Origin of the sequence: Kribbella lupini, assembly GCF_039529595.1 — a bacterium.
Lineage (GTDB): Bacteria > Actinomycetota > Actinomycetes > Propionibacteriales > Kribbellaceae > Kribbella > Kribbella lupini.
In genome coordinates this window covers 1,178,844-1,192,918 of sequence record NZ_BAAANC010000003.1, presented here as the reverse complement: position 1 = coordinate 1,192,918, position 14,075 = coordinate 1,178,844, and the positions used below count along the sequence as shown (strand labels likewise).

14 protein-coding genes are annotated in these 14,075 nt (G+C 69.9%); 12 read left to right on the top strand and 2 right to left on the bottom strand.

What is annotated here, in order from left to right:
- Positions 1–58: 58 nt before the first annotated feature.
- Positions 59–1,372, bottom strand: coding sequence for a cryptochrome/photolyase family protein (locus tag ABD235_RS31925; RefSeq protein WP_344180946.1), 1,314 nt, complete (start codon positions 1,370–1,372; stop codon positions 59–61).
- A gap of 99 nt (positions 1,373–1,471) precedes the next feature.
- Between ABD235_RS31925 and ABD235_RS31920 the strand changes: the two genes are divergently transcribed.
- The 12 genes from ABD235_RS31920 (at position 1,472) to ABD235_RS31865 (ending at position 11,045) form a co-directional block, all read left to right on the top strand.
- Positions 1,472–2,185, top strand: a complete 714-nt coding sequence (locus ABD235_RS31920; RefSeq protein ID WP_425553203.1) for an iron-dependent transcriptional repressor DtxR — start codon at positions 1,472–1,474, stop codon at positions 2,183–2,185.
- Between the two features lie 96 nt (positions 2,186–2,281).
- Positions 2,282–3,055 (top strand): class I SAM-dependent methyltransferase, encoded by a 774-nt coding sequence (locus tag ABD235_RS31915; RefSeq protein ID WP_344180942.1) that lies wholly within the window; start codon positions 2,282–2,284, stop codon positions 3,053–3,055.
- 88 nt (positions 3,056–3,143) lie between these two features.
- The gene (gene pabB, locus ABD235_RS31910; protein ID WP_344180940.1) at positions 3,144–4,502 is read left to right on the top strand and encodes an aminodeoxychorismate synthase component I; all 1,359 of its coding nucleotides are present in this window, start codon (positions 3,144–3,146) and stop codon (positions 4,500–4,502) included.
- Complete coding sequence (locus ABD235_RS31905) at positions 4,499–5,203, top strand: aminotransferase class IV (protein ID WP_344180938.1); 705 nt, start codon at positions 4,499–4,501, stop codon at positions 5,201–5,203. The genes pabB and ABD235_RS31905 overlap by 4 nt, the downstream gene beginning before the upstream one ends.
- 110 nt (positions 5,204–5,313) lie before the next feature.
- Entirely contained in the window at positions 5,314–6,228 is a 915-nt protein-coding gene (locus ABD235_RS31900; protein ID WP_344180936.1) for an SPFH domain-containing protein, read from the top strand.
- Between the two features lie 5 nt (positions 6,229–6,233).
- Positions 6,234–6,437 carry a type II toxin-antitoxin system antitoxin gene (locus ABD235_RS31895; protein ID WP_344180934.1) on the top strand — a complete coding sequence of 68 codons (204 nt, stop codon included), beginning with the start codon at positions 6,234–6,236 and terminating at the stop codon, positions 6,435–6,437.
- Positions 6,434–7,165, top strand: coding sequence for a GOLPH3/VPS74 family protein (locus ABD235_RS31890; RefSeq protein ID WP_344180932.1), 732 nt, complete (start codon positions 6,434–6,436; stop codon positions 7,163–7,165). The genes ABD235_RS31895 and ABD235_RS31890 overlap by 4 nt, the downstream gene beginning before the upstream one ends.
- Before the next feature lie 132 nt (positions 7,166–7,297).
- Positions 7,298–7,654: a GntR family transcriptional regulator gene (locus ABD235_RS31885; RefSeq protein ID WP_344180930.1), complete on the top strand. Its 357-nt coding sequence runs from the start codon at positions 7,298–7,300 to the stop codon at positions 7,652–7,654.
- Complete coding sequence (locus tag ABD235_RS31880) at positions 7,651–8,562, top strand: ATP-binding cassette domain-containing protein (protein ID WP_344180928.1); 912 nt, start codon at positions 7,651–7,653, stop codon at positions 8,560–8,562. Before ABD235_RS31885 ends, ABD235_RS31880 begins: the two co-directional genes overlap by 4 nt.
- Positions 8,559–9,326, top strand: coding sequence for a hypothetical protein (locus ABD235_RS31875; RefSeq protein WP_344180926.1), 768 nt, complete (start codon positions 8,559–8,561; stop codon positions 9,324–9,326). The genes ABD235_RS31880 and ABD235_RS31875 overlap by 4 nt, the downstream gene beginning before the upstream one ends.
- Positions 9,327–9,378: 52 nt before the next feature.
- Complete coding sequence (locus tag ABD235_RS31870; protein ID WP_344180925.1) at positions 9,379–10,317, top strand: ABC transporter ATP-binding protein; 939 nt, start codon at positions 9,379–9,381, stop codon at positions 10,315–10,317.
- The gene (locus tag ABD235_RS31865; RefSeq protein ID WP_344180923.1) at positions 10,317–11,045 is read left to right on the top strand and encodes an ABC transporter permease; all 729 of its coding nucleotides are present in this window, start codon (positions 10,317–10,319) and stop codon (positions 11,043–11,045) included. The genes ABD235_RS31870 and ABD235_RS31865 overlap by 1 nt, the downstream gene beginning before the upstream one ends.
- Positions 11,046–11,389: 344 nt before the next feature.
- Here the strand turns inward: ABD235_RS31865 and ABD235_RS31860 are convergent, their stop codons facing one another.
- Entirely contained in the window at positions 11,390–14,044 is a 2,655-nt protein-coding gene (locus ABD235_RS31860) for a glucosidase family protein (protein ID WP_344180921.1), read from the bottom strand.
- Positions 14,045–14,075 lie beyond the last annotated feature (31 nt).

The following is a 14,075-nucleotide window of genomic DNA, read 5'->3' as shown; positions in this document are numbered from 1 at the left end:
ATCTAGTTACCTAGCACTATAGGGGTACAGGAGATCCGGCGGTCAAGGCCTTGGCGAACTACTTGATCGCGGCGTAGCGGCGCAGCGACTCCTGCCGGGCCTCGGCGTGGTCGACGATCGGCGCCGGGTAGCCCGCGGGCGGGTCCGGCAGCAGCCACGGCTCGTGGACCGCTTTCCCGGCGATCTCGGCCAGCTCGGGGACCCAGCGCCGGACGTACGCGCCGTCGGGGTCGAACTTCTTGCCCTGCGTCGTCGGGTTGAAGATCCGGAAGTACGGCGACGCGTCGGCGCCGCAGCCGGCGACCCACTGCCAGTTCAGGCTGTTCGACGCGAGGTCGCCGTCGCGCAGCCGCTGCATGAACCAGCGGGCGCCGTACTTCCAGTGGACGTGCAGATCCTTGACCAGGAAGGACGCGACGACCATCCGGATCCGGTTGTGCATGAAGCCGGACTCCGCGAGCTGGTGCATCCCGGCGTCGACGATCGGATAGCCGGTCCGGCCCTCGCGCCAGGCCGTGAAGGCGTCGCCCGGTTCGTCGTACGCCATCGTGGTGAACTCCTGGCGCAGCGGGTTCCAGGCCGCTTCCGGGTAGCGGGCCAGGAGGTCCGCGCAGAACTCGCGCCAGGCCAGCTCGCGCCGGTACGCCTCGGCGCCCTTGCTGCGCAGCCGGGCCAGGTCGGCCAGCATCGTGCGCGGGTGGATCTCGCCGTACTTCAGCGGGACCGACATCCGGGACGTGCTGTCCAGGTCCGGCCGGTCGCGCTCGTCGTCGTACGCCGCGACGCCCTCGAGCCACTCCTGCCAGTGCGCCCGGGCCGCGGCCTCGCCGGCCTCCTCGACGAGCGAGACCTTCGGCAGCGCGTCGCTCCGCTTGCCGACCCAGTCGACCTTCGCCGGCGCGTCGACCGGCTGCCGCCAGCCGTGCTCGAGCCAGGCCCGGAAGTACGGCGTGAACACCTGGTACGGATTGCCCTGTCCGTTCAGGACGCGGCCCGGCGCCACGGCGTACGGCGAACCGGTCGCCACCAGCGGGCAGTCGAGGGCCTTCTCCACCGCGGCGTCGCGGCGTCCGCCGTACGGGCCGTGGTCGGCCGAGACGTGCACGCTCGCCGCGTCGATCTCGGCGGCCAGGGCGGGTACGACGTCCGCCGGGTCGCCACGGCGTACGACGAGCTTGCCGCCCATCGCGTCGGACAGGCTCTTCAGCGAGCTGACCAGGTGGTCGCGCCGCGGGTCGCCGGCCGCGTCCCACAGCGCCGGGTCGAGCACGAACAGCCCAGCGACCTTGCCGTCGCCCGCCGCCACCGCGTCGAGCAGCGCGGGGTTGTCCGTCAGCCTCAGATCACGTCTGAACCACATCACCGCAGTCATCCGGCCCAGTCTTGCCGATGAACAACTTCGAAGTGAGCTCGAACCCTCAACGACCAGATCGGCCCGCCGATTGGGTAAGGCTTGCCTGAGTAGGCGAGAATGGTTGTCGTGAGCGAGCTGATCGATACCACCGAGATGTACCTGCGGACCATCTACGAACTGGAAGAAGAGGGCATCCTGCCCCTGCGCGCGCGGATCGCCGAGCGCCTGCACCAGTCCGGACCGACGGTCAGCCAGACGGTGGCGCGGATGGAACGCGACGGCCTGGTCACGGTCGAGGGCGACCGCCACCTCGAGCTCACCGACGTCGGCCGGATGCAGGCCACCCGCGTGATGCGCAAGCACCGGCTGGCCGAGCGGCTGCTGGTCGACGTGATCGGCCTCGAGTGGGAGGACGTGCACGCCGAGGCCTGCCGCTGGGAGCACGTGATGAGCGACGCCGTCGAGCTCCGGCTGATGAAGATCCTGGACAACCCGACCGAGTCGCCGTACGGCAACCCGATCCCGGGCCTGGAGGAGTTGCAGAAGGACAGCCTGGCGACGCCGATCGGCGAGTTCCGCGACGGGGTCGAGCCGCTGGACAAGGTGCTCGACCAGTCGACCGGCACGGCCGTGCGGGTCCTGGTCCGGCGGATCGCCGAGCCGGTGCAGACCGACGACTTCGCGATGTCCGTACTGCGCCGGGCCGGCGCGCTGCCGGGCCGCGAGGTGGACTCGATGCTGGACGCCGAGGGGGTCCTGGTCGGCAGCCGAGACGCCGGCGGTGTGATCAGCGACGAGACCGCGGGCCACATCTTCGTCAGCCTGGTCTGAATCCGGGCACGCCGGATCAGTTTCGCGTCAAGTTTGCGGCCACTGCCTGCGCTCGATGATGTACGGGCAGTGGCCACGGGGTAACGTCTGTCCGCGATGTCAGAGAACCAGATCGACTGGCCCGGGTACCTGCGGGAGTTCCACTCCGCCACCCCGGGCAGTACCGAAGCCCTGCTGTCCCGGGCGGTAGCAGGCGACCACACGCCGTACCGCTGGCTTGTCCGTGCCGTCTCCGGCGAGGCCAAGCGGGTGCTGGACCTCGCCTGCGGCAACGGCCCGGTCGCCCGCGAGCTGTACGGGCGCTGGGTGGTCGGCGTCGACAGCAACGCGATCCAGCTCGACGGCGCACCCGGTCCGAAGGTGCAGGCGGACGCGCTGCACCTGCCGTTCGCGAACGAGGCCTTCGACGTCGTCACCTGCTCGATGGGCCTGATGGTGCTGCAGCCGTTGCCCGACGTACTGGCCGAGGCTGCTCGCGTTCTACGGCGTGGGGGAGTGCTGGCCGCGACGATCCCGGCGGTGCGCCCGCTGCGTCGTGGCGACCTGCGGACGCTGACCGGGCTCACCACGCGGCTGCGGTCGCGGCCGCAGTTCCCGGCCGGTGGGGAGATCACCGGACTGAAGGAGCAGTTGCGCGGGGCCGGCTTCATCGTGATGGAGAGCCAGCGCGAGCGGTACGTCTACACGGTCCGCAGCATCGACGACGCCCGGCGGATGGTCGGCGCGCTCTACCTGCCCGGTACGTCGGAGAAGCGGCGCGAGCACGCCGCCGCCTGGATGGCGCAGCGCGCCCACGACCGCGACGGCCTGGAGGTCGCGATCCCGATCCGCCGCATCACCGCGATGCGCACCACGCTCGCGCTGAGCTGAGAGCTCCGCCCGCGCCCCCGCGTCCGCCCGGGCATCTCCGCGGCGAGACCGGGCCGCGGTCGGCCGGGCGAGTAGGTACCGTTCTGCTGTGCCCGCTCTGACCTGGTCCGTTCGCTCGGTCGACCACGCGCTCGGTGGCGAGTCGGTCTACCGGGAGCTGTTCGCCGCCGAGCCGGTGGCGTTCTGGCTCGACGGGAGCCTCACCGACCGGTCGCTGCGGCGGATCTCCGTGCTCGGGACGAGCGCCGGGCCGGACGCCGAGGTGATCGTCCGGGACGTCGACGACGGTGACTTGTTCGCCGAGCTCCAGGCCCGTCTCGCCGCCCGCCGGACCGATGGACCGGCCGAGCTCGCCGAGGTCTTCAACGGCGGCTATGTCGGCTACTTCGGCTACGAGCTCAAATCCCTCACCGGCGGCGTCGCGGCTCACGCAGCGCAGACTCCGGACGCCTTGTGGATCTGGGCCAACCGGTTCGTGGTGATCGACCACGACCAGGATCGCTCGTACCTGGTCGCCGTCCACACCGCTGACGACACCGGTGCGCTCAACTGGCTCGACGAGGCAGAAGCGACGACGGCGTCGTGGTGGATGGGCTGGGTGGATCCGCCGGCAATCTCGCTGCTGGACGTCGAGCAGCACCTGGAGCAGGACCGCGCGACGTACCTGGCCGGCATCGACGCCTGCATGGCCGCGCTCGAGGCCGGCGAGACCTACGAGGTCTGCCTGACGAACCGGGTCCGCCTCCCACCGGTCCCGGAGCCGCTCGACTTCTACCTGTGGCAGCGCGCGACCAACCCCGCGCCGTACTCGGCCTTCCTGCGGTACGGCGAGCTCGCGATCGCCAGTTCGTCGCCGGAGCGGTTCCTCGCGGTCGACGGTGACGGGTGGGCCGAGTGCCGGCCGATCAAGGGCACCGCGCCGCGGTCCGACGACCCCGCGCAGGACAAGCTGGTCGCGAAGGCGCTGGCCGAGGACGAGAAGACCCGCGCCGAGAACCTGATGATCGTCGACCTGATTCGCAACGACCTCGGCCGGGTCAGCGAACCGGGGACGGTCCAGGTCCCGCGGCTGATGGTTGTCGAGAGCTACCAAACCGTGCACCAGCTCGTCACCACCGTGCGCGGGAAGCTGCGCGACGGCGTGGACGCGGTGGCCGCCGTGCGGGCGTGCTTCCCGCCGGGATCGATGACCGGGGCACCGAAGATCCGCACGATGGAGATCCTCGACGCCTTGGAGTCGAGTGCGCGCGGGGTCTACTCGGGCGCGCTGGGCTACCTGACCGTCGACGGTCGCGCGGACCTGAGCGTGGTGATCCGGACCGCCGTCCTGACGCCGCACGAGACCGTGATCGGCGCGGGCGGGGCGATCGTGCTCGACTCGGATCCCGCCGACGAGTACGACGAGATGGTGCTGAAGGCCGCTGCAACGCTGGGAAGGTCGGGGTGAACTCCGTGCTGGTCGCCGATTCGTTTCTCGTGCACAACGGGCAGGTCCGGGGTCTGGAACTGCACCGGGAGCGGTTCACCGCGTCGTGCGCCGCGCTGGGGGCGTCCGGAGCGGGAGCGTTCTTCGACGACCACGTCGGCCGGTTCCCCGGCTTCGGGCGGTGGTTCCCTCGCTTCGAGCTGTCCGGCTCCGGCCTGTCCGTGCAGTTGCGCCCGGCCCCTACCCAAGGCGGCCGGATCCGCGTCGCCGTCCACAGCGGTGCTGATCCGCGCACGCAGCCGTTCGTCAAAGGGCCCGACCTGGAAGCCCTCGGGGCCCTGAAGGCCGAGGCCGCAGCCGACTGCGGAGCCGATGAGGTGCTGCTGATGGACGCCGACGGCATCGCCGTCGAAGCGGCGTACTCGGCACTGGCCTGGTGGGAAGGTGACACCCTGCACTTCCCGCCGTCCGGCCGGCCGTTCCTCCCCTCGGTCACCGCTCGCCTGATCCGGCAGTTGGCCGCGACCCGAGGCGTCGAGGTGGCCGAAACCGCCCGCCGCCCCGAGGACCTCGCCGAGGTCGACGAGCTCTGGCTCCTCAACGCGCTGCACGGCATCCGCCCCGTCCACGCCTGGCACGACGGCCCGATCGACCCGCTCCCGGCGTCGGTCGCCGGCGACTGGCAACAAGCCCTCACGGGGTTGGCCCGCCCGATCAGCTGACCCCGCCCCTCACGTAGTCCCTCTCGCAGCCTCGTCGGTCCGATCCGTGCTTTCAAAAACTGATATCACTATGCTACCTTCGAGACATCGAATCCCGGAGGAGCTGGATGATGACTGCTGACGTTGACGTGATGGTGGAGATGCCCAAGCCGAAGGTGACCGAGCGGTCGGCCCGGGACCTGAACGGCTGGCCCGTCCTGGGGCTGTCGCTGGTGCTGGTGATCGCCGCGGTGGTGCTGTTCATCGTGGGAGTCACCCAGGAGAACCTCGCGCTGATCATCGTGTCGTCGGTCCTGTTCGTCGCCGGCGTGATCCTCGCGGCGGGGCTGACGCCGGTGTCGCCCGGACGGGCGCGGGTGCTGCAGGTCCTCGGCCGGTACGCCGGAACGATCCGCACCGACGGCCTGCGCTGGGTGAACCCGATCTCCGTCCGGCAGCCGGTCTCGACCCGGATCCGCAACCACGAGACGGCCGTTGCCAAGGTCAACGATGCCGACGGCAACCCGATCGAGATCGCCGCGGTGGTGGTCTGGCAGGTCGAGGACACCGCGCAGGCGCTGTTCGAGGTGGACGACTTCGTCGAGTTCGTCGCGATCCAGACCGAGACCGCGGTCCGGCACATCGCCAACTCCTACCCGTACGACGTGCACACCGACGAGGGTGGCCTGTCGCTGCGGGACAGTACGGACGAGATCACCGAGACCCTGTCGGCCGAGATCGGCGTCCGGGTGCAGGCGGCCGGCGTGCACGTGATCGAGTCGCGGATCACCCACCTGGCGTACGCGCCGGAGATCGCCCAGGCGATGCTGCGCCGCCAGCAGGCCGGCGCGGTCGTCGCCGCCCGGCAGCGGATCGTCGAAGGTGCGGTCGGCATGGTCGAGCTGGCGCTGGACCGGCTGTCGGAGAACAACGTCGTCGACCTCGACGAGGAGCGCAAGGCGACCATGGTCAGCAACCTGCTGGTGGTGCTGTGCGGTGACCGTGACGCGCAGCCGGTCGTGAACACCGGCTCCCTGTACCAGTAACTCCGATGGCCACCGAACGCAAGAAGATCCTGCTCCGGCTGGATCCCGTGGTGCACGACGCGCTGGCTCGTTGGGCCTCCGACGAGCTGCGCAGCACCAACGCCCAGATCGAGTTCCTGCTCCGGCGTGCGCTCGCGGACGCCGGCCGGCTGCCCGGGGAGGTCGGCAAGATGCGCCGCCCGGGCCGCCCCCGCAAGGAGGAATCATGAACGCTCGCCTCGACCGCCGTCCCGGTACGCCGGCTGCCGGCACCCCTCGCCCTCGCCCCGAGCGACCCCGTGCGGTCGTTGCCCTCAGCAAGGGTGCACCGCCCGAAGGTCTGCCCGAACGCCTTTACCTGCTGGCTTTCGACCCCACCACCGGCAAGCTGGGCAGCCGTTCGCGCCTCGGTCTCACGCTCCGCGCCGCGGCCCTCGCCGACCTCCACCTCGCCGGCCGCCTCACCGACGACGACGGCCGCGTGGTCGCCACCGTCGGCCCGACCCGGTCCCCGCTCGCCGAGCACGTCCTCACCGAGATCGACACCGGTCCCCGCAAGCGCTGGAAGTACTGGATCGAACGCCGTGCCCGCCACGCGCTCCCGATGGTCCGCGACGAGCTCGAGCGCAACCACCTGATCAAGGTCGAGCCCTACCGCCGCTTCCTCGTCTTCCCCGCCGAGCGGATCACCCTGCGCCAGCCGCTCGTACGCCGTCAACTGCTGCAGGCCGCCACCGACACCCTCCGCCCGGCCCGCCTGGTCACCCGCGTCGACCTCCGCGACGCCGCGCTCGTCGTTCTGGCCGCGACCGGCGAGCTCAAGCCGGTGCTGTCCAAGGACCAGCGCAAGCAGCACAAGGACCGCCTCGCCCAGCTCACCATCCGCGTCGGTCCGGTCGGCCCGGCCCTGCGCAAGGCGGTCCAGGCGCAGAACGCCGCCGCGAGCTCGGGCGGCTAGCCGGACGGGGGCTCGACCTCAGGGCTTGACGTCAGGGGGTTCGTCGGTGCTACGGTTCATTAGTTAAGTAATGAACCTACGAACCGCGCTACCCTGACGTTCGCCCACGACCCGGAGAGATGAGGGACCACGATGTTCGACGATCGCAGCCCGATCTACCTCCAGATCGCGGAGCAGATCAAGAACGACATCGTCACGGGTGCCCTCGCCGAGGACGAGCAGGTCATGTCGACGAACCAGTACGCCGCGTTCTACCGGATCAATCCCGCCACCGCCGCCAAGGGTTTCGCCCAGCTGGTCGACGAGGGCGTGCTCTACAAGAAGCGCGGGATCGGGATGTTCGTCAGCCCGAACGCCCGCGACCTGCTGCGCGGCGGCCGCCGGGAGGCGTTCTTCTCCGACGTGGTCGACCCGATGATCGCCGAGGCCAAGGCGATCGGCGTCCCGCTCCCCGAGATCGTCCGGCACATCCAGAAGGAGGAGCAGTGAACGCCCTGGAATTGCGGACCGAGAACCTCACCGTCCGGTTCGGCGGAGTTCCCGCCGTGGACGGCCTCGACCTCCGGCTGGCGCCGGGCAAGATCCACGGGCTGCTGGGCCGGAACGGATCCGGCAAGAGCACGCTGGCCGCCCTCCTGGCCGGCTTCCGCAAGCCCGACGAGGGCCGGGTGCTGATCAGCGGCGGCGACCTCGGCGCGGCACGTACGCCGTACGAGGACGCTGTCGTGACGAGCCGCATCTGCCTGATCCGGGAGTCCGGCGACCTGGTCGACCAGGTCCGGGTCAAGCAGGTCCTGGACTACGCCGCGAGCCTGCGGCCGTACTGGGACCACGACCTGGCGGGCGAGCTGCTGGACAAGTTCGAGGTACCGACCGGCAAGAAGGTGCAGAAGCTGTCCCGGGGCAAGCGGTCCGCGCTGGGCGTCGTGCTCGGCATGGCCAGCCGGGCGCCGCTGACGATCTTCGACGAGAGCTACCTGGGGATGGACGTCCCGTCCCGGGAACTGTTCTACGACGTCCTGCTGGCCGACTACACCGAGGTCCCGCGGACGATCCTGCTGTCCACCCATCTGGTCAGCGAGGTCAGTGCGCTGCTCGAGGAGGTCGTGATCCTCGATCGCGGCCGGCTCGTCACCCAGGCGCCGGTCGACACGCTGCGCGGACGGGGAGCGTCGCTGGTCGGTCCGGCGGCCGTGGTCGACGAGCTCACCGCGGGCCTCGACGTACTGGCCGAGCAGCGGCTGGGCGGGACCAAGTCGGTCACCGTGCTCGGAGACCTCGACGAGGCCCTGCTCACCAAGGCTCGCTCGGCCGGACTGGACGTCGGCCAGGTCGGCCTGCAGGACCTGTTCGTCCACCTGACCACACCGGCTCCGTCGAAGGAGGCACGGCGATGAGCGCCACCACCAGCCCGGCCGCGACCCTGCCGAACGGGGTCACCTCCGGACAGCGCCTGCGCCGGGTGCTGCAGGCGATGCGCGTCGGGCTGACGCCGATGCTCGGCGGCTACTGGGTGATCATGGTGCTCGGGTTCCTGGTGGCCGGCCTGGTCATCCAGTTCCTCACCGACGGCGACAGCCACTCGATCTGGGACTACGGCACGCAGTCGCCGAAGTACTTCTCACTGGCCGTCGGCATCACGATCGGGCCGGCGTTCTTCACGCTGATGGTCTCGCTCGGCATCACCCGGCGGATGTTCTCGCTGGCCGCGACCATCTTCCTGGTCGGCGCCGCGACCGGTACGGCGCTGCTCTGGGTGCTGGTCTACCAGATCGAGCACGTCGTCTACGCCTGGCAGGGCTGGACGCAGACCCTGGCCAATCCGCACCTGTTCACCAAGACCTCGCAGGTCGGACTGATCTTCCTCGAGTTCTTCCTGCTGGTCCTGTCGCACGAGGTCGCCGGCTGGCTGACCGGCCTCGCCTTCATGCGGTTCGGTGCCTGGAAAGGACTCCTGCTGCTGCCGGTGACGTTGCTGCCGGCCGCCGCCGCGGAGTTCCTGCTGGTCGCGCAGTGGCTCGCCGAAGCGCTCGCCAACACCGGCTACCACCGTCCGGCCCTGGCCGTCGCGGTCCCGGGAGTGCTGGCGGTCAGCGCCCTCGGCCTGTACTTCGGCTACCTGATGATCCGCTCGTTCGGCGTCCGGCCGACCAAGGGCTGATCCCTCCGCACCCCTTCACCTCACCTCCACCTGTACGACGGAAGGCTTCGCCATGCCCGAAAACGCTGCTGCCGACGACCTGGTCGTGGTCCGCAACCTCCGCAAGACCTACGGCGCGACGGTCGCCGTCGACGACGTCTCGCTGACCGTCCACCCGGGGGAGATCTTCGGCATCCTCGGCCCGAACGGCGCCGGCAAGACCACCACGGTCGAGTCGATCGCCGGACTCCGTACGCCGGACGCCGGTTCCGTCCGCGTCGCCGGCCTCGACCCGCACACCAACCGCGGCGAGATCACCTCGCTGGTCGGCGTACAACTGCAGTCGAGCGAGCTGCCCGACAAGATCAAGGCCCGCGAGGCTCTGGAGCTGTACGCGTCGTTCTACCCGGCGCCGCGCGACCCGGCCGAACTGCTCGCGGAGCTCGGCCTGACGAAGGTGCAGAACACCGCCTTCGCGAAGCTGTCCGGCGGGCAGAAGCAGCGGCTCTCGATCGCGCTCGCCCTGGTCGGCAACCCGAAGGTCGCGATCCTCGACGAGCTCACCACCGGTCTGGACCCGCAGGCCCGGCGCGACACCTGGGAGCTGGTCCGCAAGATCCGCGACACCGGCGTGACGATCATCCTGGTCACCCACTTCATGGAGGAGGCCGAGCACCTCTGCGACCGGATCGCCATCATCGACGGCGGTCGCGTGGTCGCACTGGACACCCCGGCCGGGCTGGTCGAGGCAGCGCGGTCCGAGCAGCGGATCACCTTCCGGCTGCCCGCGCCGCTGACCGACCACGCGGTGCTGACCGCGCTGCCGGCGGTCAAGACCGTCGCCGTCGACAACGACCGGTTCGTTGTCACCGGCAACGACGACGTCCTGGTCGCCGTGGTCACCGAACTGGCCGCCCGCGGGCTGGCCCCGATCGACCTGCACACCGAGCAGACCACGCTGGACGACGCCTTCCTGCTGCTCGCCGGCAAGAACTTCGAAGGAGCGAACTGATGAGCCAGACCCTGACCCTGACCCGGATCGAGACCAAGCTGTTCGTCCGCGACCCCGCCGGGCTGTTCTTCGTCTTCGTGCTGCCGCTCGGGCTGCTGACGATCTTCTCGCTGATCAACGGCGACGACGCCCCCGGGGACGGGATCCCGGTCAGCTTCCTGCCCACGATGGCGATCGGGATCGGCATCGGGCTGCTCGGGTTCGCGACGCTGCCGATGATCCTGGCGGGCTACCGTGAGAAGGGCGTGCTGCGGCGGATGTCGACCACGCCGGTGAAACCGGTCAAGCTGCTGGTCGCGCAGCTGCTGCTGCACCTGATCGCCGCGGCGCTGGTGATCGGCCTGATCCTCGGAGCCGGCGCGGTGTTCTTCGACGCCGCCCTGCCGAGCGCGCCGTTGCCCTTCGCGGTCGCCGCGCTGCTCTACTCGATCGCTCAGTTGAGCATCGGACTGTTGATCGCCGGACTGGTCCCGACCGCGAAGGCGGCCAGCATCGTCGGGAACCTGCTGATCTTCCCGAGCATGTTCTTCGCGGGCGTCTGGACCCCCGGCGACCTGATGCCGGAGTCGATCCGCTGGCTGCGCGACGTCACGCCGATGGGCGCGGGGATGACCAGCCTGCAGGACGCGTGGTCCGGGCAGTGGCCCGGAACGGTCAGCCTGATCGCGCTCGTCGTCGCGATCGTCGCCTGTGTCGCCGCGGCCGCCCGGTTCTTCCGCTGGGAGTGACTTATGCACAGGGGGTGTGCATAACCGCAACGGTTTCTGTGGACGGGCGAGCACTCACTGTGGACGACACGCGGCAACTCGCGAACTCGCCGTACCAGCTTTCGGGAAAGGGTTGTGCCGCACGTGGTCGCGGCGGTAGAAAGGTCGACACGCTGTTCCATCCGGAACGGCGGGTCGAACGGAAACCGAGGCCCCTTGCGGTGGGGATCCCCACCGAGGTAGACCGGTGACGGGGTCTGCCGGACTCCACGGATCCGCTTCGGGAAGCTGGAGACGTCACCTTCCTTCAGCTCTGCTGGGCCCCTCCGACTCATACTCTGAGGGGCCCAGCTTCACGTTCTGCCTTACTTCACCGTGATTCTCACACTGGTCGAGGAGCCGTGGGCCGCGACCCTGACCTCGGTCCCGCGACTCGTGGTCACCACCTGGTACGAAGTGCTCCGGCCGTCGACCGAGACCTTCGCGACCTTCGCCCCGGCCGGCAGCACGGCGCCGATCGTGACGTCGGCGCGGACGCCCCTGACCTTCACATCGGTCCACAAGTCCTTGTGCACAAGGCGTGCGGACACGTCGACCGACCCGCGACCGACCTTGATGTTGCTGCCGGCCACTTTCTGCTGCCCGCCGGGAATCTGCGGTACGACGGCCAGCTTGCCGTGACCCAGGTCGGGGTCGACCCCGAGCTGCTGGTGCACGACCGGCCAGAGCACGCCGTACGCGCCCCAGGCCTGGAGCGCCATCGAGCGGTCGGTGAACGGCCGGTCGATGTTCGCCGGCGCGTCCGGCGACGGCGCGATCTCCGGCATCGCGCCGGGGGTCTCCCACACCTTCGGGTCGAGCTGGATCCGGGCGTTGCCGGTGGTGTAGACCTGCTGCTGGTTCCGGCCCAGCCGACCGAAGTTGCCCTCGGCAACGGCCATGATCGAGGTGTTGAGCGAGAAGATCGCGCGCTCGCTCTTCACCGCCGAGACGACGCTGTCGCAGGACGGCCCGGGGTTGCCGGCCGGGTCCGCGGTCGGACCGGTACCGGTGTGGAACAGGCCGAATTCGCCGGTGTAGCAGGCCTTCTCGCGCTGGTCGAGCGCGATCTTCGCGTGCTCGGGGGAGGCCAGGGGAGCGTCCGGCTTGCCCGGCTTCGTGAGCACGGCCTCCATCGGCGTGACGCCGGTCCAATGCCGCTGGAAGATCGGCTTGTTGTCGTTCGCGGGATCCGCCGGGTCGTCGATCGAGTCGGCGTACCCGAAGGCCTGCTGGACCCACCACTGGGACTCGAACCGCTTCTCGAGGTCCTCGGCCTTCGTGGTCGCCCACTGCTGCGTCTGCTGGTCGCGCTTCGACGCGGCCAGGTCGGCGAGGTCACGCAGCCCGCGAGCCAGGTAGACGGTGCTGTCCAGCTTCTCGGCGCCCATGCCGTTGCGCTCGACGTTGGCCAGGCCCTCGAGCCAGCCGTCGTTGTCCTTGTCGAGCTCGCGGTACACGTACTTCAGGTTGCGCACGCTGAAGTCGTACAGCTGGTCGCGGAACCGGTCGTCGCCGGTCCAGCGCCACAGCAGCGCGACGATGCTCGGGAACTTCACCGTCTCGTCGGTGTTGCCCGCGCTCTGGTTCGAGCCGAAGTAGACGTCACCGGTCGGCATCACCTCGTGCGCGACCTTGCCGCTGCGGTGGTTCAGGATGTCGCTGATCTCCTGCAGGGACTTCAGGTGCGCCTTGACCGTGTCGAACTGGCCGGCCGCGACCGCGGCGTACGCGGTGTACTCGCCGTCCGTCGCGAACAGCCAGGGATAGTCCGGGAAGCCGGCGCCGAACCAGCGGGCGCTGTCGACCGTGCCGGCCGGGGCGGGGTAGTCCTTGCCCTCGTTGACGTCGCGGATCTGCAGGTCGCGGGCTTCCTGGACGGAGTCGGCGAGGTTCTGCTTGCTCCACTCGACGCTCTGCTGCAGCAGCTTGTCGCCGGGAAGGTTGACGGCGGACTGGCCGGCGATCTGCTCGCGTGCCCTGGTCTTTGCCTTCAGCAACTTCTCCGGGTTGCCGATGGCGCGGCGGTACTCGCGGTACGCTGCCGCGGGGCCTTCGTCGGAGCCGGCCATGGCGAACCAGACCGTGGTCTGCTGGTTGGCCTTCAGCTTCACGCTGTACGTCAGGCGCCCGCCGGTGCCCTTGCCGACCGCCGAGTCGTCACAGCGCGCCGGGGGAGTGCCGTCCATCGGGCACACCACGGCGGGGTCCTGAGGGCCGCGGTGGTTGGCACCGAGTGCGTGCGCGGTCGGTCGGAGTGACGAGCCGACGAGCGCGTTGTAGTCGTGCTTCGTCGCGTTGGGGATGGGCGACGTGCCCTGGTCGCGGAACCGGAGCGTGCCGTCGGCGTACGAGCCGGTGTCCGGCAGGTTCGCCTGGCCGGCGTTGGGCGTGGTCCCGCCCCACGGGTAGGCCGGCATCAGCTCGGAGTGAGCGTCGACGTCGAGCTTGACGGTCTTGTCCTGCGGGCTCTTGAAGGTCAGCCCGACAACGGTCGCGCGGATCCCGTCCGGCACGAAGTCCGTCCGCTGAATCCCGTTCCCGTAGTCGATCCGCTGGTACCCGTGCCCACTGGTGTACTTGCTCGCCGGAAGCTGCTTCCCGAGCCAGCCCCCGTCGACCCCGAACCAGATCCCGTCCAGTAGCTTGATCGGCTGCGACCAGATCCCACCCATCTCGCCCCGGGTGTGCCACCCGGTCGCGGGGTAGAGCCCGTTCTCGTCGCCCATCGCGTAGGCCCGATCGCCGACCACCAGCGAACGCCGATCGGAGAGACGGGTGGTCTCGGAGAGTTCAGTCGCGCCGGCTCCGCGGGCCGCACTGCTTGCGGTGGAGCTGCGGTCCGCGCCGCTCGCGGTGGGTGGGGCGCCGGAGGCTTGGGTCGCCACACTCACCAGGAGAGCTGCGGCGATCAGTCCGGCGCCCGCCGTACGGGTTCGACGGCGGCCGGGTGGTTGGGAGGTTGTCGGGCGGGGTTCCATGACAGGATTCCTCCTTCTCGCGGCACTCTCG

Coding starts and splice junctions, on each gene's coding strand:
- ABD235_RS31920 (WP_425553203.1), top strand. CDS start 1,472: ATGGTTGTCGTGAGCGAGCTGATCGATACCACCGAGATGTACCTGCGG.
- ABD235_RS31865 (WP_344180923.1), top strand. CDS start 10,317: ATGAGCCAGACCCTGACCCTGACCCGGATCGAGACCAAGCTGTTCGTC.
- ABD235_RS31870 (WP_344180925.1), top strand. CDS start 9,379: ATGCCCGAAAACGCTGCTGCCGACGACCTGGTCGTGGTCCGCAACCTC.
- ABD235_RS31925 (WP_344180946.1), bottom strand. CDS start 1,372: ATGACTGCGGTGATGTGGTTCAGACGTGATCTGAGGCTGACGGACAAC.
- ABD235_RS31890 (WP_344180932.1), top strand. CDS start 6,434: ATGAACGCTCGCCTCGACCGCCGTCCCGGTACGCCGGCTGCCGGCACC.
- ABD235_RS31900 (WP_344180936.1), top strand. CDS start 5,314: ATGACTGCTGACGTTGACGTGATGGTGGAGATGCCCAAGCCGAAGGTG.
- ABD235_RS31860 (WP_344180921.1), bottom strand. CDS start 14,044: ATGGAACCCCGCCCGACAACCTCCCAACCACCCGGCCGCCGTCGAACC.
- ABD235_RS31885 (WP_344180930.1), top strand. CDS start 7,298: ATGTTCGACGATCGCAGCCCGATCTACCTCCAGATCGCGGAGCAGATC.
- ABD235_RS31915 (WP_344180942.1), top strand. CDS start 2,282: ATGTCAGAGAACCAGATCGACTGGCCCGGGTACCTGCGGGAGTTCCAC.
- ABD235_RS31895 (WP_344180934.1), top strand. CDS start 6,234: ATGGCCACCGAACGCAAGAAGATCCTGCTCCGGCTGGATCCCGTGGTG.
- ABD235_RS31875 (WP_344180926.1), top strand. CDS start 8,559: ATGAGCGCCACCACCAGCCCGGCCGCGACCCTGCCGAACGGGGTCACC.